Here is a 23282-nt window from a genome sequence, read left to right on the forward strand (position 1 = left end):
AAGCTGAAAATTGAAACGACACACAGTTAATGTGTGTTCGAGTCTCTCAAATTTTCGCGACACGATGATGTTTTACGAAACATCTTCGGGTTGTGAGGTTAAGCGACTAAGCGTACACGGTGGATGCCCTGGCAGTCAGAGGCGATGAAGGACGTGCTAATCTGCGAAAAGCGTCGGTAAGGTGATATGAACCGTTACAGCCGGCGATGTCCGAATGGGGAAACCCAGTGCAATTCGTTGCACTATCGTTTGATGAATACATAGTCAAACGAGGCGAACCGGGGGAACTGAAACATCTAAGTACCCCGAGGAAAAGAAATCAACCGAGATTCCCCCAGTAGCGGCGAGCGAACGGGGAGCAGCCCGGAGTCTGAATCAGCTTGTGTGTTAGTGGAAGCGTCTGGAAAGTCGCAGGGTACAGGGTGATACTCCCGTACACTAAAACACACAGGCTGTGAACTCGAAGAGTAGGGCGGGACACGTGGTATCCTGTCTGAATATGGGGGGACCATCCTCCAAGGCTAAATACTCCTGACTGACCGATAGTGAACCAGTACCGTGAGGGAAAGGCGAAAAGAACCCCGGCGAGGGGAGTGAAAAAGAACCTGAAACCGTGTACGTACAAGCAGTAGGAGCCCACTTGTTGGGTGACTGCGTACCTTTTGTATAATGGGTCAGCGACTTATATTCTGTAGCAAGGTTAACCGTATAGGGGAGCCGCAGGGAAACCGAGTCTTAACTGGGCGTTAAGTTGCAGGGTATAGACCCGAAACCCGGTGATCTAGCCATGGGCAGGTTGAAGGTTGGGTAACACTAACTGGAGGACCGAACCGACTAATGTTGAAAAATTAGCGGATGACTTGTGGCTGGGGGTGAAAGGCCAATCAAACCGGGAGATAGCTGGTTCTCCCCGAAAGCTATTTAGGTAGCGCCTCGTGAATTCATCTTCGGGGGTAGAGCACTGTTTCGGCTAGGGGGTCATCCCGACTTACCAACCCGATGCAAACTACGAATACCGAAGAATGTTATCACGGGAGACACACGGCGGGTGCTAACGTCCGTCGTGAAGAGGGAAACAACCCAGACCGCCAGCTAAGGTCCCAAAGTCATGGTTAAGTGGGAAACGATGTGGGAAGGCCCAGACAGCCAGGATGTTGGCTTAGAAGCAGCCATCATTTAAAGAAAGCGTAATAGCTCACTGGTCGAGTCGGCCTGCGCGGAAGATGTAACGGGGCTAAACCATGCACCGAAGCTGCGGCAGCGACACTATGTGTTGTTGGGTAGGGGAGCGTTCTGTAAGCCGTTGAAGGTGGCCTGTGAAGGTTGCTGGAGGTATCAGAAGTGCGAATGCTGACATAAGTAACGATAATGCGGGTGAAAAACCCGCACGCCGGAAGACCAAGGGTTCCTGTCCAACGTTAATCGGGGCAGGGTGAGTCGACCCCTAAGGCGAGGCCGAAAGGCGTAGTCGATGGGAAACAGGTTAATATTCCTGTACTTGGTGTTACTGCGAAGGGGGGACGGAGAAGGCTATGTTGGCCGGGCGACGGTTGTCCCGGTTTAAGCGTGTAGGTGTGTGTTCCAGGTAAATCCGGTTCACTTTAACACTGAGGCGTGATGACGAGGCACTACGGTGCTGAAGTGACAAATGCCCTGCTTCCAGGAAAAGCCTCTAAGCATCAGGTAACATCAAATCGTACCCCAAACCGACACAGGTGGTCAGGTAGAGAATACCAAGGCGCTTGAGAGAACTCGGGTGAAGGAACTAGGCAAAATGGTGCCGTAACTTCGGGAGAAGGCACGCTGATATGTAGGTGAAGTGGTTTACCCATGGAGCTGAAATCAGTCGAAGATACCAGCTGGCTGCAACTGTTTATTAAAAACACAGCACTGTGCAAACACGAAAGTGGACGTATACGGTGTGACGCCTGCCCGGTGCCGGAAGGTTAATTGATGGGGTTATCCGTAAGGAGAAGCTCTTGATCGAAGCCCCGGTAAACGGCGGCCGTAACTATAACGGTCCTAAGGTAGCGAAATTCCTTGTCGGGTAAGTTCCGACCTGCACGAATGGCGTAATGATGGCCAGGCTGTCTCCACCCGAGACTCAGTGAAATTGAACTCGCTGTGAAGATGCAGTGTACCCGCGGCAAGACGGAAAGACCCCGTGAACCTTTACTATAGCTTGACACTGAACACTGGTCCTTGATGTGTAGGATAGGTGGGAGGCTTTGAAGCGTGGACGCCAGTCTGCGTGGAGCCATCCTTGAAATACCACCCTTTAATGGCTGGTGTTCTAACGTGGGCCCCTAATCGGGGTTGCGGACAGTGTCTGGTGGGTAGTTTGACTGGGGCGGTCTCCTCCTAAAGAGTAACGGAGGAGCACGAAGGTCAGCTAATCCTGGTCGGACATCAGGAGGTTAGTGCAATGGCATAAGCTGGCTTGACTGCGAGCGTGACGGCGCGAGCAGGTGCGAAAGCAGGTCATAGTGATCCGGTGGTTCTGAATGGAAGGGCCATCGCTCAACGGATAAAAGGTACTCCGGGGATAACAGGCTGATACCGCCCAAGAGTTCATATCGACGGCGGTGTTTGGCACCTCGATGTCGGCTCATCACATCCTGGGGCTGAAGTAGGTCCCAAGGGTATGGCTGTTCGCCATTTAAAGTGGTACGCGAGCTGGGTTTAGAACGTCGTGAGACAGTTCGGTCCCTATCTGCCGTGGGCGCTGGAGAATTGAGGGGGGCTGCTCCTAGTACGAGAGGACCGGAGTGGACGCATCACTGGTGTTCGGGTTGTCATGCCAATGGCATTGCCCGGTAGCTAAATGCGGAAGAGATAAGTGCTGAAAGCATCTAAGTACGAAACTTGCCCCGAGATGAGTTCTCCCTGACCCTTTAAGGGTCCTGAAGGAACGTTGAAGACGACGACGTTGATAGGCCGGGTGTGTAAGCGCAGCGATGCGTTGAGCTAACCGGTACTAATGAACCGTGAGGCTTAACCTTACAACGCCGAAGATGTTTTGGCGGATTTGAGAAGACAACAATTTCAGCATTGATTACAGATTTTCGGGAACGAAAGATTTTACGCTGAGGCAAGGCGGCAAATGAAGTAAAGGAAGGAGCATACTGAGGTATGTGACTGACTTTACGAATGCAGCCAACGCAGCATCGGTGTAAAAGATTCGTTTCTGACAACAGAATTTGCCTGGCGGCGATAGCGCGGTGGTCCCACCTGACCCCATGCCGAACTCAGAAGTGAAACGCCGTAGCGCCGATGGTAGTGTGGGGTCTCCCCATGTGAGAGTAGGGAACTGCCAGGCATCAAATTAAGTGTGCTGATATGGCTCAGTTGGTAGAGCGCACCCTTGGTAAGGGTGAGGTCCCCAGTTCGACTCTGGGTATCAGCACCAGTTTTTAGGTTAAAGTTCGGCGATTTAAAAAGAATTTGCCTGGCAACGATAGCGCGGTGGTCCCACCTGACCCCATGCCGAACTCAGAAGTGAAACGCCGTAGCGCCGATGGTAGTGTGGGGTCTCCCCATGTGAGAGTAGGGCATTGCCAGGCATCAAATAAGTGAAAAGCCCATCCGCCAGGATGGGCTTTTTGCGTTTTTGCGTCTACGAAAAAATTATATCCGGCAATGACGTTTCATCCGCTCGATGTTATTCGAGGGAGCTTTGCCCGAGCTTCAGCAGCGGGCAATGTAGTTTAAGCATGGTGGGGCTTACCCTTCGGGGAAAGCGGTACCGGATATTACTCCGGTACCTGCCATGGTAGAGAAGAGAAAGGAATTAACGCGTCAATGCCACAATACCGAGCGTCAGGCCAGCTATCGCGGCTGCGCCACCGGCAATCGCGCCAGCAGTTTCCCAGTTATCCTGGGTCGTTCCTTTCATACAGGTATTAGTGTGGACTAATCTACCTTCAGAATCATAGACCGGCACGCACGGAGAGTCGTGCGCACAGCCAGCGAGCAGAGTCGCCAGCAATGCCACTATAATAAATTTATTCATGATGTTACCTCTAAATAATCCGCTTCGCTGTATTGGAGAACCCATACACCTACGGAACGGTTTATTTTATCATCAGCAATACAGGGCGCCGCTAGAGTAAATAATCTCAATTTATGAGTAACGTAAATATCGTGAAGAAAGTCAGAAGACTATAGGTAAATAATGTGTATGGGAAACTGCGGTAATTATTAAATAGTAATAAATACATTTAATATCATTAGGATAGGTTACCGATACGCAGACGAAAAAAGGCACCAGAAAGGTGCCTTTAGAAAAGAATATTTACTCTGCGTGTTTCGTAAAACGGCGTCTTACCACCACGAAGAAGACCGGGACGAAGAAGATAGCCAGCAATGTTGCCATCAGCATTCCGCCCATAACACCGGTACCAACCGCGTTTTGGGCGCCGCTGCCAGCTCCATGGCTAATTACCAGAGGCAGAACCCCCAGGATAAAGGCCAGCGAAGTCATCAGGATAGGGCGTAAACGCATACGCGATGCTTCAAGTGTGGCTTCAATAATTCCTTTGCCTTCTTTATCCATCAGGTCTTTCGCAAACTCAACGATAAGAATAGCGTTTTTCGCAGATAGGCCGATAGTTGTTAATAAACCCACCTGGAAATAAACGTCATTATTAAGCCCGCGTAACGACGCTGCCAGTAGTGCTCCAACCACCCCTAATGGAACGACGAGCATGACGGAGAAGGGAATAGACCAGCTTTCATAAAGCGCCGCGAGACACAAAAAGACAACAATAAGAGAAATGGCATATAAGGCTGGCGCCTGATTACCGGATAAACGTTCTTGATAAGACATTCCCGTCCAGTCGTAGCCGATCCCAGCAGGAAGCTTGCTGGCCAACTGTTCCATTAAAATCATCGCATCACCGGTACTTTTTCCGGGCGCCGCTTCGCCAAGCATTTCCATAGAGGGCAGACCGTTGTAGCGCTCAAGGCGCGGGGAGCCATAAACCCAGCGCGAAGTCACAAAAGCGGAGAATGGGACCATTTCGCCATTCGCGCTGCGGACGTACATATTATTGATATCGCTCGGCAGCATACGGAATTTAGCATCGGCCTGAACGTAGACTTTTTTCACTCGTCCATGGTCAATAAAGTCGTTGACGTAATATCCCCCCAGCGCCGCGGAAATAGTCTCATTGATATCGGATAGCGAAATCCCCAGAGCCTGAGCTTTCTCCTGATCGACATCCAGCTTGAATTGTGGTGTATCTTCAAGCCCGTTTGGACGAACGCGTACCAGCTGATCCGGATGCTCTCTCACCATACCAAGGAGCTGATTACGAGCCTGGGTTAGCGCGCTATGGCCGAGGTTACCCTGATCGATAAGCTCAAAGTCAAAACCCGTGGCCGTACCCAGCTCGATAATGGCCGGTAGGTTGAAAGGGAAGACCATGGCATCTTTAATCTGGCTGAAGGCGGCGGTTGCTCGTTTGATGATGGCCTCAACGCCATTTTCGGAACCACTACGTGCTTCCCATGGCTTCAGGCTGACAAACGCCATACCGGAGTTTTGACCCTGACCGCTAAAGCTAAAGCCGTTAACGGTAAAGACGCTTTCAACGTTCGCCTTCTCTTTATGCAGGTAGTAATCGGTAACCGTATCGAGCACTTTTTGCGTGCGCTCCTGCGTTGCGCCTGAAGGCAGTTGGATCATGGTCATAAATACCCCTTGATCCTCATCCGGCAAGAAGGAGGTGGGCAGACGCACAAAGAGCGCGGCCATACCCACAACGATCAGCAAGTAGATGATGAGATAGCGTCCGGTACAGCGCAGGATCCCGCTAACGCTGTTAGTGTAGTGGTTTACGCTACGATCGAATTTCGCGTTAAACCAACCAAAAAAACCTTTTTTCTCATGATGATCGGCTGATGTTGGTTTCAATAATGTAGCGCAAAGCGCGGGGGTCAGGATCAGCGCAACCAGTACGGACAGCGCCATGGCGGAGACGATGGTGATAGAGAATTGCCGATAAATCGCTCCCGTAGAACCACCAAAGAAGGCCATCGGGACAAACACCGCCGAAAGCACCATGGCAATGCCAACCAGCGCCCCCTGTATTTGCGCCATCGATTTTTCCGTCGCCTCTTTTGGCGGAAGCTTCTCTTCAACCATGACGCGTTCGACGTTTTCCACCACCACGATAGCATCGTCAACCAGGAGGCCTATTGCCAGCACCATGCCAAACATCGTTAGCGTATTGATGGAGTAACCAAACGTTGCCAGGACGGCAAAGGTGCCGAGCAGGACGACCGGAACCGCAATGGTGGGGATCAGCGTGGCCCGGATATTCTGTAAGAACAGATACATCACCAGGAAGACGAGGATAATCGCTTCAAAAAGCGTCTTCACAACCTCATGAATAGAGATTTTCACAAACGGCGTAGTGTCGTAGGGATAGACGACCTTCATCCCCTGTGGGAAGTACGGCTGCAGCTCGGCAAGCTTCGCTTTAATCGCGGCGGCGGTATCGAGGGCATTGGCGCCGGTAGCGAGCTTAATTCCCAGGCCTGAAGCCGGTTTTCCATTGATTTTTGCGACAACGTTGTAGTTTTCACCTCCCAGCTCAATACGTGCCACATCTTTCAGATGTACCACTGAGCCATCCGCGTTCACGCGCAAAGTCACTTTGCCAAACTCTGCCGGGTCCTTCAGCCGCGTCTGAGCAATAATGGATGCATTTAGCTGCTGGCCTTTAAGAGCCGGCGTACCACCAAGCTGGCCTGCTGCGATCTGATCGTTCTGTATCTGTAGCTGGTTAATGACGTCGACAGGCGTGAGGTTGTACTTATTCAGGAGATTACCGTCCAGCCAGACGCGCATGGCATACTGCGCGCCGAAGAGCTGTACATCGCCTACGCCGTTAAGGCGGCTAATGGTATCTTTGACGTTCGATGCTACATAGTCAGAGATATCATCCTGAGTGGTACTGGGGTTATCCGAGATGAATCCAGCAACCATCAAGAAACTACTGCTTGATTTCTCGACGCTAATCCCTTGCTGCTGCACTTCCTGAGGCAGAAGCGGCGTCGCCAGTTGGAGTTTATTCTGCACCTGAACTTGCGCAATATCCGGATCCGTACCCGACGTAAAGGTCAGGGTGATGGTCACGCCGCCTGCAGAATCGCTGGTTGAGGACATGTACATCAGATTATCGATACCGTTCATGTTCTGTTCGATAACCTGAGTCACCGTATCCTGAACGGTTTGTGCGTCCGCACCTGGATAGGTTGCGGAGATGGCCACCGCTGGCGGCGCGATAGTCGGGTATTGTGCAATCGGTAGCTGCATAATTGCGAGGCCACCGGCAATCATCATGATGATCGCCAGCACCCAGGCGAAGACCGGTCGATGAATAAAAAACTTAGACATAGGGGTTCGTACCTTATTGCGCGACGGACGTCGCGGTATCCTCTTCGGCCTTCACGGTGACGCCGGGACGTACTTTCTGCAGACCGCTGACGATAACCTTTTCACCGGCTTTCAGACCGCTCGTGATTAACCACTTATCGCCAATCGCCTGTGAGGCGGTGACGGCTCGCGTTTCCACCTGGTTTTTGTCATTAACGATCATCACGCTGGCATCGCCGCGCGGCGTCCGGGTGACTCCCTGCTGGGGCACGAGAATGGCATTCGGCGAAACTCCCTCATCAATGCGGGCGCGAACAAACATACCTGGCAGCAGAGCGTGCTGTGGGTTAGGGAAGATGGCACGAAGCGTAATGGAGCCGGTACTCTCATCCACGGTGACATCAGAGAACTGCAAAGTGCCCTGAAGCGTATACGGCTCACCATTTTCCATAATCAGCTGCACGTTTTTGGTGTCATTGCCGTGCTGCAGACTTTCCTGTTTCAGGCGCATGAAATCATTACTGGATTCGGTAACGTCCACATAAATAGGATCGAGCTGCTGTACCGTCGCCATCGCGTCGGCCTGACCGTTTGTCACCAGGGCGCCTTCGGTCACGCTGGATTTGCCGATACGGCCGCTGATGGGAGAGGTCACTTTGGTGTAGGCCAGATTAATACGCGCGCTTTCAACGGCCGCTTTTGCAGCGATAACATCGGCATCAGCCTGGCGTGCTGTCGCCACCGCCTGATCGTATTCTTGCTGGCTGATATATTTTGTGCCGAGAAGAGGCGCGTAGCGTTTTACCGTTAAATGGGCGATGGCGGCTGCCGCCTCTGCTTTCGCTTCATCACCCTTTGTACTGTTGTAAGCCGCCTGATAGGTCGCCGGATCGATTTGATAAAGCGACTGTCCTGCGCTGACATCGCTACCCTCGACAAAGTTACGCTGCAGGATAATTCCGTTCACCTGCGGGCGGACTTCCGCGACGCGGTAGGCTGATGTGCGGCCGGGTAGCTCCGTGGTGACGGACAGCGGCGCGCTGTGTACCACATAGACGGAGACCTGAGGTGTCTGCGCATGCGGTTGCTCATCGCCTGAATTATCGCAACCGCTGAGCAAGATAGCCGAGATGATAAGGCTGGATAAAAGTGTAACCCTGACATGAGGTGTCATTGCTGTTCCTTATAGATTATGAGCCTGACCTGGCCACGAATCTGTGCAAGAAATAATGAATTAAAATGCGGTTTGTTATCCTACAAATAAAAAACGATGGATGTAAGAAATAGTTATTTTTTAGCCATCAGCAAGGCACGTAAAAACAAAATATCAGGGCTAATGTTTTTATAATGATCTGAAATTAAAATTTGCTTACATTGATATTTAATTCATGAATGAATTAGAATTAATTATTTGTTGTGTGTATTTATTTTATTTTGGTTTGAGATTTAACTTATCTGTGTTTTTGCTAAACAATATTGATTGTCAGATGCTAGGTTTATACCTATTCAGCTATTTCCCACACTCTCAATCTGGCGTTGAGTGGAGCACCGTATGCCTAGAAGAACGAAAGAAGATGCGCTAAAGACCCGGCAGCTTCTGATTGAGTCTGCCATTCAGCAGTTTGCCCTACGCGGCGTGACCAGCACCACCTTGGCCGATATTGCTGATGCTGCTGGTGTCACGCGCGGAGCGGTGTACTGGCACTTTGCGAGCAAAGCGGAGCTATTTAATGAAATGTGGCAACAGCAGCTGCCGCTACGTGACCTGCTTCAGCATGAATTTCCCCAAAAAGAGAGCCAGGATCCGCTCAGTACGCTCCGAGAGAAATTTATTATTGGCTTACAATATATCGCCAATAACCCCCGTCAACGTGCGTTGATGCAAATTCTGTATCAGAAATGCGAGTTTTCCAGCGACATGATGCCGGAAGCTGAGATTCGTAAGAGAATTGGATTTAGTTACCCGATTATTCGCGGGGTTTTGCAGCTCTGTATTCGTAACGGTTTATTACCAGCGGAAACTAATGTTGAAATTTCATTAATTGTCTTACACAGCGCGTTTACGGGTATTATTAAAAACTGGCTGGTGGAACCCGGGCAATTTGATCTGTATCGCCAGGCGCCCGCTTTGGTTGATAATATTATGTCGATCCTTTGTGGGGCTACCCGACAGCTGGCGACAGTTAGCCATTATAATCAATGAAATAAAAAAGGCGCTTCCCCATGCCGAAGAGCGCCTTTTATATCAAACACTTAACTGATTAGTATCAGTTCATGCCGTATTTTTTCAATTTTTTACGCAGAGTACCACGGTTGATGCCCATCATCAGGGCAGCACGGGTCTGGTTACCGCGGGTGTATTGCATCACCATGTCCAACAGGGGCTGTTCTACTTCAGCCAGTACCAGCTCATACAGGTCATTAACATCCTGACCATTCAGTTGAGCAAAATAGTTCTTCAGTGCCTGTTTAACCGAGTCACGCAGGGGCTTTTGAGTTACCTGATCCTGAGAGTTAACGGTAGAAACGGTCAGTACGTCAGAATTTACGCGTTGTTCGAACATAGTTCTGTCAGCTCTTTATTTCTATTACGCAAAATTTTCGAAGTATGCCTCCAACGCCTCCAGCTGTTCGCTGGAATCTTCTATGGCGTTGAATGTGCGCCGAAACTGGTCATCTGGAGCGTGTTCCTGCAGATACCAGGATACGTGTTTGCGTGCGATTCGGTACCCTTTTGCCTGGCCATAAAAGCCATGCAGTTCCCGAACGTGTGCACAAAGCAAGCGCTTAACCTCTGCCAACGGCAGCGGGGGCAGCAGCTCTCCAGTGTCCAGATAGTGCTGGATTTCCCGAAAGATCCAGGGTCTTCCCTGAGCGGCACGGCCTATCATAAGGGCATCTGCCCCCGTATAGTCGAGCACAGCTCTGGCTTTAAGCGGGTCAGTAATGTCGCCATTCGCGATAACCGGAATGGAAACTTTCTGCTTAACTGCCCGAATACTGTCGTACTCAGCATCTCCGTTAAACAAGCAGGCGCGCGTGCGTCCGTGAATAGTCAGAGCCTGAATGCCACATTCTTCAGCCAGTTGGGCAATTTCTACACAGTTACGGTGTTCCGGTTCCCAACCGGTGCGAATCTTGAGAGTTACGGGAACGTCCACTGCTTTGACGACCGCCGTCAGGATGGACTTCACCTGGTCGGGGTACTGCAAGAGGGCTGAACCTGCAAGCTTACGATTCACTTTTTTAGCCGGACACCCCATATTGATATCAATAATCTGGGCGCCGCTTTCCACGTTAATACGGGCGGCTGCAGCCATCTCTTCCGGTACGCTGCCGGCGATTTGCACGGTACGAATACCGGGCTCATCAACGTGCACCATCCGTAAGCGGGACTTGTCGCTCTCCCAAACCTGCGGGTTGGAGGACATCATCTCGGATACGGTCAACCCTGCTCCCATCTCGTAACACAACGTCCGGAATGGTCTGTCAGTAATGCCAGCCATAGGCGCTGCGATGAGTCGATTTCTGAGCTGGTAGTGTCCGATGCGCATGAGTTAAGAAATGACCATACTGTGACTGCAAGGCGGCGTATATTACGCATTTTTTGCACGAGATGAAAGGCCAAACTTTGAGCAATCCTCTGCGGTGGATCAAAGAATCGCCGTGAAGATTAGCGCCAATGAATAATTAGCTTTATAAATCATTGCATTAAAAATATGTGATGAATTTATCTACACATATAATTTTGTCTAACTTCTCATTTTTTCTTCCCGGAGCCGGGCGCGGGCAAGATAATCTGCTGAAGAAATCAGCAAATTACCTTAGCTTTATGTGAGTTAACTCTCATTTCAGAACATGATCGTGAAGCATCTCTGATGTTTACTCTATGACCACGCGACCGTTCAGCGGCTGTACCGGACGATTGTTATCGTGATGCATAGCGTGGCTGAATTTTGCCAGCTGCGCTGAAGAAAGGGTCAGGGGATGCTTAAGCACAATCCAGGTCACCCCTTCTGAACAAGGCGGAGTGGTCAGAGAGCCGCTAAAGCGCCAGTAGGTGTTATCTACGGGAAGCAGGGCGTTGAGATCCATTTGCGTGACAATTTTAGCCGTCTGCTCAGCCTGCTCGGGCATAGTGGCCCATAGCTTGTTCAGCTCGCTATTTTCCGCGCCCTGGTCGAACATCACCGCCACTACGGCAACGGCGCCTTTAGCGCTTTTATGAACCAGATGCATCTCCATCGCATAGTGCTTGCCGTGGACCGTGTTTTCGCTCGGGGCATGGAAATGGAACTGCTGGAGGATAAATGGCGTACCGTCAATCGTAATGGTATCCGCTGTCGTGGTCTTTAGCCCCGCCTGTATGGTGTGGCCATTATTAATAAGCGTGATTGGCCCATCGATGTAGTGTGTGTCCAGCGGTGAAAGGTGGGTTTTGAACGTGGCATCGATGTTGATAGGGGATTGGTTCATGCCGTTCTGGCAGATTTTGTACTCCTCATTGAGCGCCCCCCAGTGTTCCGGCGAACCTTCGCCTTCATAGCTCCAGTGGGAAGCGAAAACCGTAACGGGCATCATGCTTAACGCCAACAATGCCGCCTTGCCCAAAGATAATTTCATATAATTCGTCCGATGAATAGAATGATGATTCTATTGGTAACTACAATACGTTACCTCATCATCTTATTCTTATTGGGCGAAAGATTATGTACAGAAAACGCGAAAAGTTGTGGCCTGCGATGAGGCCACAGGGAGAGATTACTTTTTATAACCGGTAATCCGGCACCACTCCTCTTTCTCCACTACGGGATCGAGCTCAAAGAGCTCGGCGTAGGCTTCACAAACGCTTTCCGCCTGGCTGGCAAGGATACCGGAAAGCCCCAGCAGACCGCCTGTAACCGGCAGCACGCTGATAAGAGGGGCCAGCTCGCGTAATGGGCCAGCCAGAATGTTGGCGACCACCACATCGGCTGTCATCGCCTCTGGCTGATCCTTGGGCAGATAGAGTTCCAGGCGTTCAGAGACCCCGTTACGTTCGGCATTATCGCGGCTGGCCTGAATGGCCTGCGGATCGATATCAATACCGATAGCTTTCGCCGCGCCCAGCTTCAATGCCGCGATGGCCAGAATGCCGGAGCCGCAGCCAAAATCGATAATCGTTTTACCCGCGAGATCGAGTCCATCCAGCCACTGCAGGCACATCGCGGTAGTGGGGTGCGTTCCGGTACCAAACGCCAGGCCCGGGTCGAGCATCACGTTCACGGCGTTTTCATCCGGAACATCGCGCCAACTCGGGCAAATCCACAGCCGTTGACCAAAGCACATAGGGTGGAAGTTATCCATCCACTCGCGCTCCCAGTCTTTATCTTCCAGTTGTTCGATTTTATGCACGAAATCGGCGCCCAGCAGCGGATGCTGCTGCAGAATGGCGACCACCTCTTCCATATCGGTTTCGGCGTCAAACAGACCGATAACGTCCGTATCGCCCCACAGACGGGTTTCACCCGGTAGAGGCTCGAATACCGGCGTATCGTGAGTATCCTGGAAAGTAATGGAAACGGAACCCGCTTCCATCAGCGCATCACTCAGCTCTTCCGCGTTCGCGCCGGTAGTATTCAGTTTCAGTTGGATCCATGGCATAGCAAAACTCTTTATTTATCAGTAGTCAATACGGCGGCTTGCGGTGCGGAGGTACCGAACCGGTTTCCGACCAGGAAAGCCAATAAGCTTAACAGCAACGAGGGCACTATCGGATGGAAACCCAGGTACTGAAGATTAAAAGTGGCGAGTATGGCATAGAGTAAGCCGCCGACGATCATCGCGCTCAACGCCCCTTTCGCGTTCGCTCGTTCCCAGTACAGGCCCAGCACCAGCGGCCATAAGAACACAGCCTCCAGGCCGCCGAATGCCAGCAGGTTGAGCCAGATAATCATCTCAGGGGGACGCCAGGCTGCCAGCAGCAGTAAAGCGCCCAGCAGCAAGGTGATCGTTGCCGACATCCGCTTCAACCGGGCTTCATTTGTTATCTGCTCGGGGCGCAGATTCAGATAGAGATCTTTAATGATCGTAGCGGAACTTTGCAGCAGTTGGGCGTTGATCGTCGACATAATGGCGGCCATCGGCGCAGCGAGGAAGATCCCTGCGGCAAAGGGCGGCAATACTTTCACCATGAGCGTCGGGATAACCAGATCCGGCACCGTCAGATTCGGGATCACCGCCCGGCCTAACGCACCCGCAAGATGCATCCCAAACATCAGGATCGCCACCACGACGGTGCCAATGATAATTCCCCGGTGCACCGCTTTGCTGTCTTTATAGGAGATGCAGCGAACGGCGGTGTGCGGGAGGCCAATCACCCCGAAGCAGACCAGCACCCAGAAGGAGGTCATAAAGGTGGGGGAAAGAATGTCATCAGCCCCCTGCGGTGAAACCAGTTTAGGATCGATGGTTTGCAGGGTTTCTACCGCATTATGTAGCCCGCCAGCCGCATGAACGACGCCAACCAGCAGGACAATAGTGCCGACCAGCATCACCATTCCCTGGAGCGTGTCGTTGAGGACGCTGGCACGAAAACCGCCGAACGCGGTATAGAGCGCGATACTAACGCCAAAAATCAGCAGACCGGTTTCGTAGGGAATACCCGCCGCGGTTTCCAGCAATCGCGCTCCGCCGATGAACTGCACCGTCATTGCCCCGACAAACGCCACCAGAAGGCTCAGGCTCGCGAGCCAGACCAGCAGGCGGCTTTGGTAGCGGGCAAAGAGCATATCGTTAAGGGTTACTGCATTATAGCGGCGCGCCAGAATGGCGAATTTCTTACCCAAAATCCCCAGAGAAAGCCAAATCGCCGGAAGTTGGATCATCGCCAGTAGCACCCAGCCGAGGCCATATTTATAGGCTGCGCCGGGGCCGCCTATAAACGAACTTGCGCTGATATAGGTAGCGGTAAGCGTCATGGCTAATACAATGCCGCCCATCGAGCGGCTGCCGAGGAAATATTCGTTCAGGAAGGAACCCGTTGTGCGCTTACGCATTGCATAGATGGAGAGAGCAAACACCACCAGCAGGTAGGCGATAAGCGGCAGTATGACTTCAAGCTGCATCGTCATCCTCCAGAGGAATATCGCGATAGATAACTTTTACCATCGCCCAGCACAGCAGAATAAACACCAGCGGTACCAGCAGGCAGGCCATTTCGAACCAGTGCGGCAGGCCGGTTAGGCCAATACCGACGCCTGGCAGATAGGCGGCAGCCAGCCAGGCCGCAAGGTAGAGAAGGGTTAGCCACAGCGCCCAGCGCGCCTCTTTATGGGCCTGAACAAAGCGTTTGTCCATTTTTTGTCCCCTGAGGATGAAGAAAGCGGGGATTGTACCGCATGGAAAAGAGGAGAGGAGAGAAAAAGAAAAAAGGCCGGATTATCCGGCCTTTTGCAGCGATGGGAGAACTACTTCTCCTGCAATCCGAGTTTTTTCTCCAGATAGTGGATATTGGTGCCACCATTCTGGAAATGCTCGTCGTTCATGATGCGGATCTGCAGATCAACGTTGGTTTTGATGCCGTCGATAATCAGCTCCTGCAGCGCATTTTTCATGCGGGCAATCGCGACATCACGGTTTTCGCCATAGCAGATCAGCTTACCGATCATTGAGTCATAGTACGGAGGCACGGTGTAGCCAGCGTAGATATGAGACTCCCAGCGCACGCCAAAACCGCCCGGCGCGTGGAAGCGGGTAATTTTACCCGGGCTCGGCAGGAAGGTATTCGGGTCTTCGGCGTTGATACGGCATTCCACCGCATGGCCTTTAACCACAACTTCTTCCTGCTTGATGGACAGCGGCTGCCCTGCTGCGATACGCAGCTGTTCTTTAATCAGGTCGACGCCGGTGATCATTTCGGTTACCGGATGTTCAACCTGAATACGGGTGTTCATTTCGATGAAATAGAACTCGCCGTTTTCGAACAGGAACTCAAAAGTACCCGCGCCGCGATAGCCGATATCGACGCACGCTTTGGAGCAACGTTCGCCGATATAGCGACGCAGTTCCGGCGTAATGCCCGGCGCTGGCGCCTCTTCGACAACTTTCTGGTGGCGACGCTGCATGGAGCAGTCACGCTCAGCCAGATAGATAGCGTTACCCTGGCCGTCAGCCAGTACCTGGATCTCGATATGACGAGGATTCTCCAGGTATTTCTCCATATACACCATGTCGTTGTTGAAAGCGGCTTTCGCTTCCGCTTTGGTCATGGAGATGGATTGAGCCAGCTCAGCATCGCTGCGCACGACGCGCATACCGCGACCGCCGCCGCCGCCGGAGGCTTTGATAATCACTGGGTAGCCAATGCGTTTTGCATGAGCGCGGTTAACGTCCATATCTTCGCCCAGCGGACCATCAGAACCCGGTACGGTCGGAACGCCCGCTTTCTTCATCGCGGTGATAGCCGACACTTTGTCGCCCATCAGGCGGATGGTGTCAGCTTTCGGACCGATAAAGATAAAGCCGGAACGCTCAACCTGCTCAGCGAAGTTTGCGTTTTCGGACAAAAATCCGTAACCCGGGTGAATTGCCACCGCGCCGGTGATTTCAGCAGCGCTGATAATCGCCGGGATATTAAGGTAGCTTTTTACGGACGGTGCCGGCCCGATACAGACCGTCTCATCCGCTAACAATACGTGTTTTAAATCGCGATCCGCCGTTGAGTGCACAGCAACGGTCTTGATGCCCAGTTCTTTACAGGCACGCAGGATACGCAATGCAATCTCGCCGCGGTTGGCGATAACAATTTTATCCAGCATGTTCGCCTCGTTATTCGATGACGACCAGTGGCTCGTCAAATTCTACCGGTTGACCACTTTCGACCAGAATGGCTTTCACCACGCCAGATTTATCGGCTTCGATCTGGTTCATCATTTTCATGGCTTCAACGATGCACAGGGTATCGCCCGCGTTAACTTTCTGACCGATTTCGATGAAGGCTTTCGCGTCCGGGCTCGGGGTGCGGTAGAAAGTACCAACCATTGGGGAACGTACGATGTGGCCACTGATTTCCGCTGCCGCAGGGGCTTCCATTGCTGGCGTTGCCGCAGAGGCGACTGCGTTAGACAGAGCTGGCTGTTGCTGCATCATCGGTGCGGCATAAGCCTGTTGCATCACCGGGAAACCTGCGTTTGGCGCGGCACGGCTGATGCGTACAGACTCTTCGCCTTCAGAAATTTCCAGTTCGGAGATGCCTGATTCTTCAACCAGCTCGATCAGTTTTTTAATCTTACGAATATCCATGAGTGGGTTCCGTACTCTTTGTTTAGTGTGATTGTGACAGGCGTGTTAGCACCGTCTGTAAAGCATATGAATTACTGCTGTTGCACGACGCCGCGCTTCTTCAGAAGCCGACAGGTTAAGCCTCCGATGCCCGAAAGCAAAAAGCGAAACTTATCGGCCAATATGCGGCTATCTTCTGCCATTCTCGGGTAAAAAACAAAATATACCTTCGATGCGCGATTGTCACCTTTTCGGGACTCAAAAAGCCCGTCAGGAAAACCAAAGTCGCACATTATAACGATTTCGTAGCAATTGGCAGCTAAATACTGGTCTTATCAGGGAAGATTATCAACCGCTATCGTGAAAAGAGTGGCGGTTGATAAAAGAACTGCGGGAAACTGCACATATCCGGAATTAGCGCCACCACTGGCGGAACTTCTTGTATCGCCATGCTAAAAGTAGGACCGCCAACAGCGCATAAATTACCGGTTGCGGGGATAAAATCTTCACCGACCACAGGTAGTGGATGGGGGCGAGGATCGCGACAACATAGACGAAGTTATGCAATGTTTGCCAGCGACGACCCCATTTTCGCTGCATCGCTTGCGTTGACGTCGCCGCCAGCGCCAGCAGAATCAGCCAACTGATTAACCCCAGCGTCAGATAGGGTCGGGTGAGCACTTCTGTACCCAATAGCGCCAGATTGTTAATCCCAAGTTCGAGCAGCGTATAGCTGGTCAAATGCAGCGTTGCCCAGGCAAAGCACCATAAACCGAGTAAGCGCCGGGTGCGTATCAATAATGGCTGTTTAGCGTAGCGCGCCAGCGGCGAAACAAGCAAGGTAGCCAGCAGGAATTTAAGAGCCATCCTACCGGTAAAGTGCTGGATATCCTTTGCCGGATCGGCGCTGAAATACCCCTGATGCCCAGCCCAGAACAGCCAGACAAAAGGCAAAAAGCCGGCAAGATGGAGAAGCGCTTTCAGCCAGGTTATCTGTTTTACAGTCAGGCGCACTAGTAATTCTCCCGCAGGTTCAGACCCCGGTATAGCGAGGCCACTTCCTCGGCATAACCGTTGAATAGCAACGTTGGCTGGCGCTTGACGTCGAGTACGCCGCCTGCACCGATAAAACGCTCGGTTGCCTGCGACCAGCGGGGATGATCGACATGCGGGTTGACGTTGGCGTAGAAACCATACTCTTCAGGCCCGGCGAGGTTCCAGGTGGTGGGAGGACGTTCACGGGTCAGTTCAATACTGACGATCGACTTTATCCCTTTGAAACCGTACTTCCAGGGAACGGTGAGTCGAACCGGCGCGCCGTTTTGCGGAGGCAGCGCTTTACCATACACGCCGACGCTGAGCAGCGTCAGAGGATGCATGGCTTCATCGAGCCGCAGCCCTTCGACATAGGGATACGCCAGCCCGCCGCCGATAAAACGATCCTTCTGGCCCGGCATCTGCTCAGGCGCATAAAGCGTTTTAAACGCGACATAGCGTGCATTGCTGGTGGGTTCGACCAGCGACAGCAGTTTATGTAGCGGGAAGCCGACCCACGGAATCACCATCGACCAGGCTTCGACGCAGCGCATGCGGTAAATTCTCTCCTCCAGCGGGAAGCGGCTGGTCAGGTCGTCATGATCGAGCGTGAGGGGTTTTGCCACTTCACCGCCGATCGTTAGCGTCCAGGGGTCGGTGCGCAGGCTTCCGGCATTTGCCGCCGGATCGGCTTTGTCCAGGCCGAACTCATAAAAATTGTTGTAGCCTGATACCTTATCTTCCGGCGTTAACGTGAGATTGTTTTGCCATTGCGCCGGTTTATCGAACGTCAGCGCTTTACCCGCCGGCGCTGGCGGGCGGTCGTTGCCTTTAAACCAGTCCAGCAGGTCAGCTTGCGCGGAGGGCGAGAGGGAAAGAGCGGTCGCGCTAATTCCCAGCATTTTCAGGATCTGGCGACGTTGCAGCATAAAAACGGATTCTGCCGTCACGTCGGCTTCCGTCAGTTTTTTGGGTTTCATGGCATCCTCCGTCATGCGTTTTTCTTAGCATGGCGGAGGCGCAGCGTTATTGCGAATATGTCACGAAAAATTGCAGATTAGGCGATTTTGACCAGCGTGCGGCCCTGAATTTTATTGCTCATGATCTTATCGGCAAACGCAGGGGCCTCCGCGAGGGCGATTTCCGTTGCGCTTTGCGCGTAGAAAGATTCCGGGAGATCGCGAACCAGCCGCTGCCAGGCCTCGGCCCGGCGCGCGGGAGGGGTCATTACCGAGTCAACGCCCTGCAGGCGCACGTTACGCAGAATAAAGGGCATCACGGTAGTGGGCAGAGCAAAGCCACCTGCCAGACCGCAGGCGGCGACGCAGCCGCCGTAGTTCATCTGCGCCAGCACTTTTGCCAGTACTTTATCGCCAACGGTGTCAACGGCACCTGCCCACAGCTGTTTTTCCAGCGGCCGGGTTTCGGCGAACTCATCGCGGCTAAGAATGCGCTGCGCGCCGAGGTTTTTAAGGTATTCATGCGTGCTTTCGCGCCCGGAAACTGCCGCCACCGTGTACCCGAGATGATGCAGCAAAGCGACCGCGGTGCTGCCGACGCCGCCGCTGGCCCCGGTGACCACCACTTCGCCGTCTTCAGGTCGGATCCCGGCGTCTTCCAGCGCCATCACGCACAGCATCGCGGTGAAACCCGCAGTACCAATGACCATGGCTTTACGTCCATCCAGGCCTTGCGGCATCGCCACCAGCCAGTCGCCTTTAACGCGAGCGCGCTCCGCCAGGCCGCCCCAGTGGTTTTCACCCACGCCCCATCCTGTCAGCAGCACCTGCTGGCCGGCGTGGAAGCGAGGATCTTCGCTGCTATGGACAAAACCGGCAAAATCGATGCCAGGAATCATCGGAAAGTTGCGGATAATTTTTCCTTTACCGGTGATAGCCAGCGCATCTTTATAGTTCAGGCTGGACCATTGGATATCCACTGTCACATCGCCCTGTGGCAGCTGGCTGGCGTCAATGGTTTGCACCGAAGAGAGAGTTTTGCCATCCTGCTGTTCTAAGATTAAAGCCTGCATACGCCGGTCCTCATAGGTTGGATGATTGGAAAATTTTTTCTGCAGACTATACTCGCTAACGGCATTATTACACCGACGTAACGCAATAAATTGCCAGATGCGCCAGCTTTGATAGTATGCGTCGCTCTTTAGAAAGTTAGTGCTTACTTTAGCTTAGGCGTCAGCACAGGAGCCCGGATGTTTATCGGGTAGTCATTCACACGCGGAGTTAACACAGGGATGCGATTAACGACGAAATTCTCAGCTTTTGTCACGTTGCTCACCGGTCTGACGATCTTTGTCACGCTGATTGGCGCGTCGCTGAGTTTTTATAACGGCATTCAGCTAAAAATGACTAACCGCGTTCAGGCGGTGGCGACGATGCTGGATAACCGTCTGGTCTCTATGTCCTTTGACCAGATTGAACCGCAGATGGATGAGCTGATGACGCCGGTCGAAGCGGTGCGCGTTGATTTTCAGCTCAATGGCAAGCCGGTCTATAGCCATTCTCGTACCGATAATTATCGCCCTTTAGGCAGCAGCAATCAGTTTCGCGACATCACGGTCCCGTCGCTCAAGCACCCAGGTATGGCTATCCATCTGGTGTACCTGGATCCCATGGCCGATTACTTCCGTTCACTGCACGTCACCGCGCCGCTTTCCATCGCCATTGGTTTTATGGTGCTGATTATCTTTTTCTCCGTGCGCTGGATCCGTCGCCAGCTGGCGGGCCAGGAACTTCTGGAGCTTCGCACTGCGCGTATTCTTAATGGCGAACGTGGACCGCAGGTGCGAGGGTCGGTGCACGAGTGGCCAGCAAACACCAGTAGCGCACTGGATATGCTGCTATCCGAACTTCAGTTCGCCAGCGATCAGCGAAGCCGCATGGATACCCTGATTCGTTCCTATGTCGCACAGGATTCAAAAACCGGTCTGAGTAACCGATTATTTTTTGATAATCAGCTGTCGACGCTGCTTGAAGATCAGGAGAAGGTGGGGTCATACGGCATCGTTATGATGATCCGCCTGCCGGATTTCGACCTGCTGCGTGATAACTGGGGGCGCGCGGCGACCGAAGAGCATTACTTTACGCTGATCAACATGCTTTCCACTTTCATTATGCGCTACCCTGGCGCTTTGCTGGCTCGCTACCATCGCAGCGATTTTGCCGTCCTGCTTCCGCATCGCACGTTAAAAGAGGCTGACAGCATTGCCGGCTTGCTATTGAAAGCCATGGACGCCCTGCCGCCGACGCGCATTCTCGATCGTGACGATATGATGCATATCGGGATCTGCGCTTTCCGTAGCGGGCAAACGGCGGCTCAGGTGATGGAACATGCGGAAGCGGCGACGCGCAATGCGGTGCTGCAGGGCAGCAATAGCTGGGCTGTTTATGATGACTCTCTGCCGGAGAAAGGGCGTGGCAACGTGCGCTGGCGTACGCTTATCGAGCAGATGCTCAGCCGCGGCGGGCCGCGACTTTACCAGAAACCTGCGGTGACTCGTGATGGTCGCGTACATCATCGCGAACTTATGTGCCGTCTTTATGATGGTAAGGAAGAGGTGATCGCGGCGGAATATATGCCGATGGTGCTGCAGTTTGGCCTGGCGGAAGAGTATGACCGCCTGCAAATTACTCGACTGCTGCCGTTTTTAGGCTTCTGGCCGGAAGAAAACCTCGCGCTGCAGGTGACGGTTGAGTCCTTAATCCGCCCTCGATTCCAGCGCTGGCTGCGCGATACTTTGATGCAATGCGAAAAATCACACCGTCGACGTATTATTTTTGAACTTGCAGAGGCGGATGTTTGTCAATATATCGGCCGCCTGCAGCCGGTTATGCGGTTGGTTAACGCTTTAGGTATTCGGATTGCCGTGGTTCAGGCTGGTCTGACGCTGGTTGGAACCAGCTGGATCAAGCAGCTCGACGTTGAAGTGATTAAGCTGCATTCGGGGTTATCGCGCAATATAGAAAAACGCAGTGAAAATCAGCTGCTGGTCCAGAGCCTGGTTGAGGCCTGTAAAGGAATGCCGGTTCAGGTTTTCGCTACCGGCGTGCTCAGCCGAAGCGAGTGGCAGGTGCTGTCTCAATGCGGTGTTACCGGTGGACAGGGGGAATTTTTTGCCGCCTCACAGCCACTTGACACAAATGTGAAAAAATATTCGCAAAGATACTCTGTTTGATCTGCCGTTTAGCGTGATTTCACGTAGAATAATGCGCGCCATAGTGATGGGGGTGTGCTTGTCTACCTGCCGGATTGTCGCAATGTAAATGCCAGTGAATGACCTTTGACAGGTTGCAGATTCAAGCGCGGAGCGCTGCTGAAGATTTCTGCGTCGGACGGACTCAGTCAAATTTGTAACAAAGGTAACGAACTGCACTAATTTTCACCGCAGCAGATGATTTTTGCGCCTTGTCGCTGCTGCGCGTGGTTGGTAAAGTAAGCGGATTTTGTTTTCCGCCCCAGCTTTCAGGATTATCCCTTAGTATGTTAAAAAAATTTCGTGGCATGTTTTCCAATGACCTGTCCATTGACCTGGGTACCGCGAATACCCTGATTTATGTAAAAGGACAAGGCATCGTATTGAATGAGCCTTCCGTTGTGGCCATTCGTCAGGATCGTGCCGGATCGCCGAAAAGCGTCGCCGCTGTGGGTCATGAAGCGAAGCAGATGCTTGGGCGTACACCGGGCAACATTGCAGCTATTCGCCCAATGAAAGACGGCGTTATCGCCGACTTCTTCGTTACCGAAAAAATGCTCCAGCACTTTATTAAACAGGTGCACAGCAATAGCTTTATGCGTCCGAGCCCGCGCGTGCTGGTCTGCGTACCGGTCGGCGCGACCCAGGTTGAACGTCGCGCGATTCGCGAATCCGCACAGGGCGCTGGCGCCCGTGAAGTCTTCCTGATTGAAGAGCCGATGGCGGCTGCGATCGGCGCAGGTCTGCCGGTCTCCGAAGCAACGGGTTCGATGGTTGTGGATATCGGCGGCGGTACCACTGAAGTGGCGGTCATCTCGCTGAACGGTGTGGTTTACTCCTCCTCCGTACGTATCGGCGGCGACCGTTTTGACGAAGCCGTCATTAATTATGTCCGTCGTAACTATGGCTCCCTAATCGGCGAAGCGACCGCAGAACGTATTAAACACGAGATCGGTTCCGCTTATCCGGGTGATGAAGTTCGCGAAATCGAAGTTCGCGGGCGTAACCTTGCTGAAGGCGTGCCGCGCGGCTTTACGCTGAACTCTAACGAAATCCTCGAAGCGCTGCAGGAGCCGTTGACCGGCATCGTCAGCGCGGTGATGGTCGCGCTGGAGCAGTGCCCGCCGGAACTGGCTTCCGATATCTCCGAACGCGGAATGGTTCTGACTGGCGGTGGCGCACTGTTGCGCAACCTTGACCGTCTGTTAATGGAAGAGACAGGAATACCTGTCGTAGTTGCAGAAGATCCACTGACCTGCGTCGCTCGTGGCGGCGGTAAGGCACTGGAAATGATCGATATGCACGGCGGCGACTTGTTCAGCGAAGAGTAGTCAGCCTGAGATCCGGGTAGCTGGCTTACGGCTACCCCGATCTTAACTGACACGAGAATAC

At 52.7% G+C, this 23282-nt stretch carries 17 protein-coding genes, 1 tRNA gene and 3 rRNA genes; 7 read left to right on the plus strand and 14 right to left on the minus strand.

Features of this window, described 5'->3' with window-relative positions; translation table 11 throughout:
• Nucleotides 1-96: 96 nt before the first annotated feature.
• From K7H21_RS02375 to rrf (K7H21_RS02390), 4 genes are all read left to right on the plus strand, one after another.
• Nucleotides 97-3002 (plus strand): 23S ribosomal RNA (locus tag K7H21_RS02375).
• 201 nt (nucleotides 3003-3203) lie between these two features.
• Nucleotides 3204-3319 (plus strand): 5S ribosomal RNA (gene rrf / locus K7H21_RS02380).
• Nucleotides 3320-3333: 14 nt separating this feature from the next.
• Nucleotides 3334-3409: transfer RNA gene (locus tag K7H21_RS02385), tRNA-Thr, on the plus strand.
• Between the two features lie 38 nt (nucleotides 3410-3447).
• Nucleotides 3448-3563 (plus strand): 5S ribosomal RNA (gene rrf, locus K7H21_RS02390).
• Nucleotides 3564-3790: 227 nt separating this feature from the next.
• On the opposite strand, the gene K7H21_RS02395 is transcribed toward rrf (K7H21_RS02390), so the two are convergent.
• The 3 genes from K7H21_RS02395 to K7H21_RS02405 all read right to left on the minus strand — a co-directional run bounded on the left by K7H21_RS02395 (nucleotide 3791) and on the right by K7H21_RS02405 (nucleotide 8558).
• The gene (locus K7H21_RS02395) at nucleotides 3791-4012 is read right to left on the minus strand and encodes a putative periplasmic lipoprotein (RefSeq protein ID WP_004125860.1); all 222 of its coding nucleotides are present in this window, start codon (nucleotides 4010-4012) and stop codon (nucleotides 3791-3793) included.
• A gap of 282 nt (nucleotides 4013-4294) precedes the next feature.
• On the minus strand, nucleotides 4295-7405 hold the full coding sequence (locus tag K7H21_RS02400; protein ID WP_049114899.1) for an efflux RND transporter permease subunit: 3111 nt from the start codon (nucleotides 7403-7405) through the stop codon (nucleotides 4295-4297).
• Between the two features lie 13 nt (nucleotides 7406-7418).
• On the minus strand, nucleotides 7419-8558 hold the full coding sequence (locus K7H21_RS02405; protein WP_087829066.1) for an efflux RND transporter periplasmic adaptor subunit: 1140 nt from the start codon (nucleotides 8556-8558) through the stop codon (nucleotides 7419-7421).
• Between the two features lie 378 nt (nucleotides 8559-8936).
• On the opposite strand from K7H21_RS02405, the gene envR reads away from it, so the two are divergent.
• Nucleotides 8937-9587: an acrEF/envCD operon transcriptional regulator gene (gene envR / locus K7H21_RS02410; RefSeq protein WP_004125855.1), complete on the plus strand. Its 651-nt coding sequence runs from the start codon at nucleotides 8937-8939 to the stop codon at nucleotides 9585-9587.
• A 64-nt stretch (nucleotides 9588-9651) separates the two neighbouring features.
• Here the strand turns inward: envR and fis are convergent, their stop codons facing one another.
• The 11 genes from fis to acuI all read right to left on the minus strand — a co-directional run bounded on the left by fis (nucleotide 9652) and on the right by acuI (nucleotide 19712).
• Nucleotides 9652-9948: a DNA-binding transcriptional regulator Fis gene (gene fis / locus K7H21_RS02415; RefSeq protein WP_000462905.1), complete on the minus strand. Its 297-nt coding sequence runs from the start codon at nucleotides 9946-9948 to the stop codon at nucleotides 9652-9654.
• 24 nt (nucleotides 9949-9972) lie between these two features.
• A complete protein-coding gene (dusB, locus tag K7H21_RS02420; RefSeq protein WP_024360647.1) occupies nucleotides 9973-10938 on the minus strand; it encodes a tRNA dihydrouridine synthase DusB in 966 nt (321 codons plus the stop codon).
• Between the two features lie 328 nt (nucleotides 10939-11266).
• Entirely contained in the window at nucleotides 11267-12007 is a 741-nt protein-coding gene (locus K7H21_RS02425; RefSeq protein WP_004125853.1) for a carbonic anhydrase, read from the minus strand.
• A 138-nt stretch (nucleotides 12008-12145) separates the two neighbouring features.
• A complete protein-coding gene (gene prmA / locus K7H21_RS02430; protein WP_049114902.1) occupies nucleotides 12146-13027 on the minus strand; it encodes a 50S ribosomal protein L11 methyltransferase in 882 nt (293 codons plus the stop codon).
• An 11-nt stretch (nucleotides 13028-13038) separates the two neighbouring features.
• Nucleotides 13039-14490 carry a sodium/pantothenate symporter gene (gene panF, locus K7H21_RS02435; RefSeq protein ID WP_004125850.1) on the minus strand — a complete coding sequence of 484 codons (1452 nt, stop codon included), beginning with the start codon at nucleotides 14488-14490 and terminating at the stop codon, nucleotides 13039-13041.
• Entirely contained in the window at nucleotides 14480-14722 is a 243-nt protein-coding gene (locus K7H21_RS02440) for a YhdT family protein (protein WP_004125848.1), read from the minus strand. Before K7H21_RS02440 ends, panF begins: the two co-directional genes overlap by 11 nt.
• A 110-nt stretch (nucleotides 14723-14832) precedes the next feature.
• Nucleotides 14833-16182 carry an acetyl-CoA carboxylase biotin carboxylase subunit gene (accC, locus tag K7H21_RS02445; protein ID WP_004125846.1) on the minus strand — a complete coding sequence of 450 codons (1350 nt, stop codon included), beginning with the start codon at nucleotides 16180-16182 and terminating at the stop codon, nucleotides 14833-14835.
• A 10-nt stretch (nucleotides 16183-16192) separates the two neighbouring features.
• Nucleotides 16193-16666, minus strand: coding sequence for an acetyl-CoA carboxylase biotin carboxyl carrier protein (gene accB, locus K7H21_RS02450; protein ID WP_004125844.1), 474 nt, complete (start codon nucleotides 16664-16666; stop codon nucleotides 16193-16195).
• Nucleotides 16667-17059: 393 nt separating this feature from the next.
• Nucleotides 17060-17659 (minus strand): protein-methionine-sulfoxide reductase heme-binding subunit MsrQ, encoded by a 600-nt coding sequence (gene msrQ, locus K7H21_RS02455; protein WP_004125842.1) that lies wholly within the window; start codon nucleotides 17657-17659, stop codon nucleotides 17060-17062.
• A complete protein-coding gene (gene msrP / locus K7H21_RS02460) occupies nucleotides 17659-18660 on the minus strand; it encodes a protein-methionine-sulfoxide reductase catalytic subunit MsrP (RefSeq protein WP_004125841.1) in 1002 nt (333 codons plus the stop codon). Before msrP ends, msrQ begins: the two co-directional genes overlap by 1 nt.
• Nucleotides 18661-18737: 77 nt before the next feature.
• Nucleotides 18738-19712, minus strand: coding sequence for an acrylyl-CoA reductase (NADPH) (acuI, locus tag K7H21_RS02465; protein WP_004125839.1), 975 nt, complete (start codon nucleotides 19710-19712; stop codon nucleotides 18738-18740).
• 219 nt (nucleotides 19713-19931) lie between these two features.
• On the opposite strand from acuI, the gene csrD reads away from it, so the two are divergent.
• Together csrD and mreB are read left to right on the plus strand one after the other, a co-directional pair.
• The gene (gene csrD / locus K7H21_RS02470; protein ID WP_004125832.1) at nucleotides 19932-21872 is read left to right on the plus strand and encodes an RNase E specificity factor CsrD; all 1941 of its coding nucleotides are present in this window, start codon (nucleotides 19932-19934) and stop codon (nucleotides 21870-21872) included.
• Nucleotides 21873-22177: 305 nt separating this feature from the next.
• Complete coding sequence (gene mreB, locus K7H21_RS02475) at nucleotides 22178-23221, plus strand: rod shape-determining protein MreB (protein WP_002918653.1); 1044 nt, start codon at nucleotides 22178-22180, stop codon at nucleotides 23219-23221.
• Nucleotides 23222-23282 lie beyond the last annotated feature (61 nt).

Origin of the sequence: Klebsiella sp. CTHL.F3a, from assembly GCF_019890895.1 — a bacterium.
Lineage (GTDB): Bacteria > Pseudomonadota > Gammaproteobacteria > Enterobacterales > Enterobacteriaceae > Klebsiella > Klebsiella grimontii.

What these genes read in the sequence shown, in the direction of transcription:
- fis (WP_000462905.1), bottom strand. Translation starts at nt 9,948, where the DNA reads ATGTTCGAACAACGCGTAAATTCTGACGTACTGACCGTTTCTACCGTT.
- accB (WP_004125844.1), bottom strand. Translation starts at nt 16,666, where the DNA reads ATGGATATTCGTAAGATTAAAAAACTGATCGAGCTGGTTGAAGAATCA.
- K7H21_RS02440 (WP_004125848.1), bottom strand. Translation starts at nt 14,722, where the DNA reads ATGGACAAACGCTTTGTTCAGGCCCATAAAGAGGCGCGCTGGGCGCTG.
- accC (WP_004125846.1), bottom strand. Translation starts at nt 16,182, where the DNA reads ATGCTGGATAAAATTGTTATCGCCAACCGCGGCGAGATTGCATTGCGT.
- dusB (WP_024360647.1), bottom strand. Translation starts at nt 10,938, where the DNA reads ATGCGCATCGGACACTACCAGCTCAGAAATCGACTCATCGCAGCGCCT.
- K7H21_RS02400 (WP_049114899.1), bottom strand. Translation starts at nt 7,405, where the DNA reads ATGTCTAAGTTTTTTATTCATCGACCGGTCTTCGCCTGGGTGCTGGCG.
- K7H21_RS02425 (WP_004125853.1), bottom strand. Translation starts at nt 12,007, where the DNA reads ATGAAATTATCTTTGGGCAAGGCGGCATTGTTGGCGTTAAGCATGATG.
- envR (WP_004125855.1), top strand. Translation starts at nt 8,937, where the DNA reads ATGCCTAGAAGAACGAAAGAAGATGCGCTAAAGACCCGGCAGCTTCTG.
- csrD (WP_004125832.1), top strand. Translation starts at nt 19,932, where the DNA reads ATGCGATTAACGACGAAATTCTCAGCTTTTGTCACGTTGCTCACCGGT.
- K7H21_RS02405 (WP_087829066.1), bottom strand. Translation starts at nt 8,558, where the DNA reads ATGACACCTCATGTCAGGGTTACACTTTTATCCAGCCTTATCATCTCG.
- panF (WP_004125850.1), bottom strand. Translation starts at nt 14,490, where the DNA reads ATGCAGCTTGAAGTCATACTGCCGCTTATCGCCTACCTGCTGGTGGTG.
- msrP (WP_004125841.1), bottom strand. Translation starts at nt 18,660, where the DNA reads ATGAAACCCAAAAAACTGACGGAAGCCGACGTGACGGCAGAATCCGTT.
- prmA (WP_049114902.1), bottom strand. Translation starts at nt 13,027, where the DNA reads ATGCCATGGATCCAACTGAAACTGAATACTACCGGCGCGAACGCGGAA.
- acuI (WP_004125839.1), bottom strand. Translation starts at nt 19,712, where the DNA reads ATGCAGGCTTTAATCTTAGAACAGCAGGATGGCAAAACTCTCTCTTCG.
- mreB (WP_002918653.1), top strand. Translation starts at nt 22,178, where the DNA reads ATGTTAAAAAAATTTCGTGGCATGTTTTCCAATGACCTGTCCATTGAC.
- K7H21_RS02395 (WP_004125860.1), bottom strand. Translation starts at nt 4,012, where the DNA reads ATGAATAAATTTATTATAGTGGCATTGCTGGCGACTCTGCTCGCTGGC.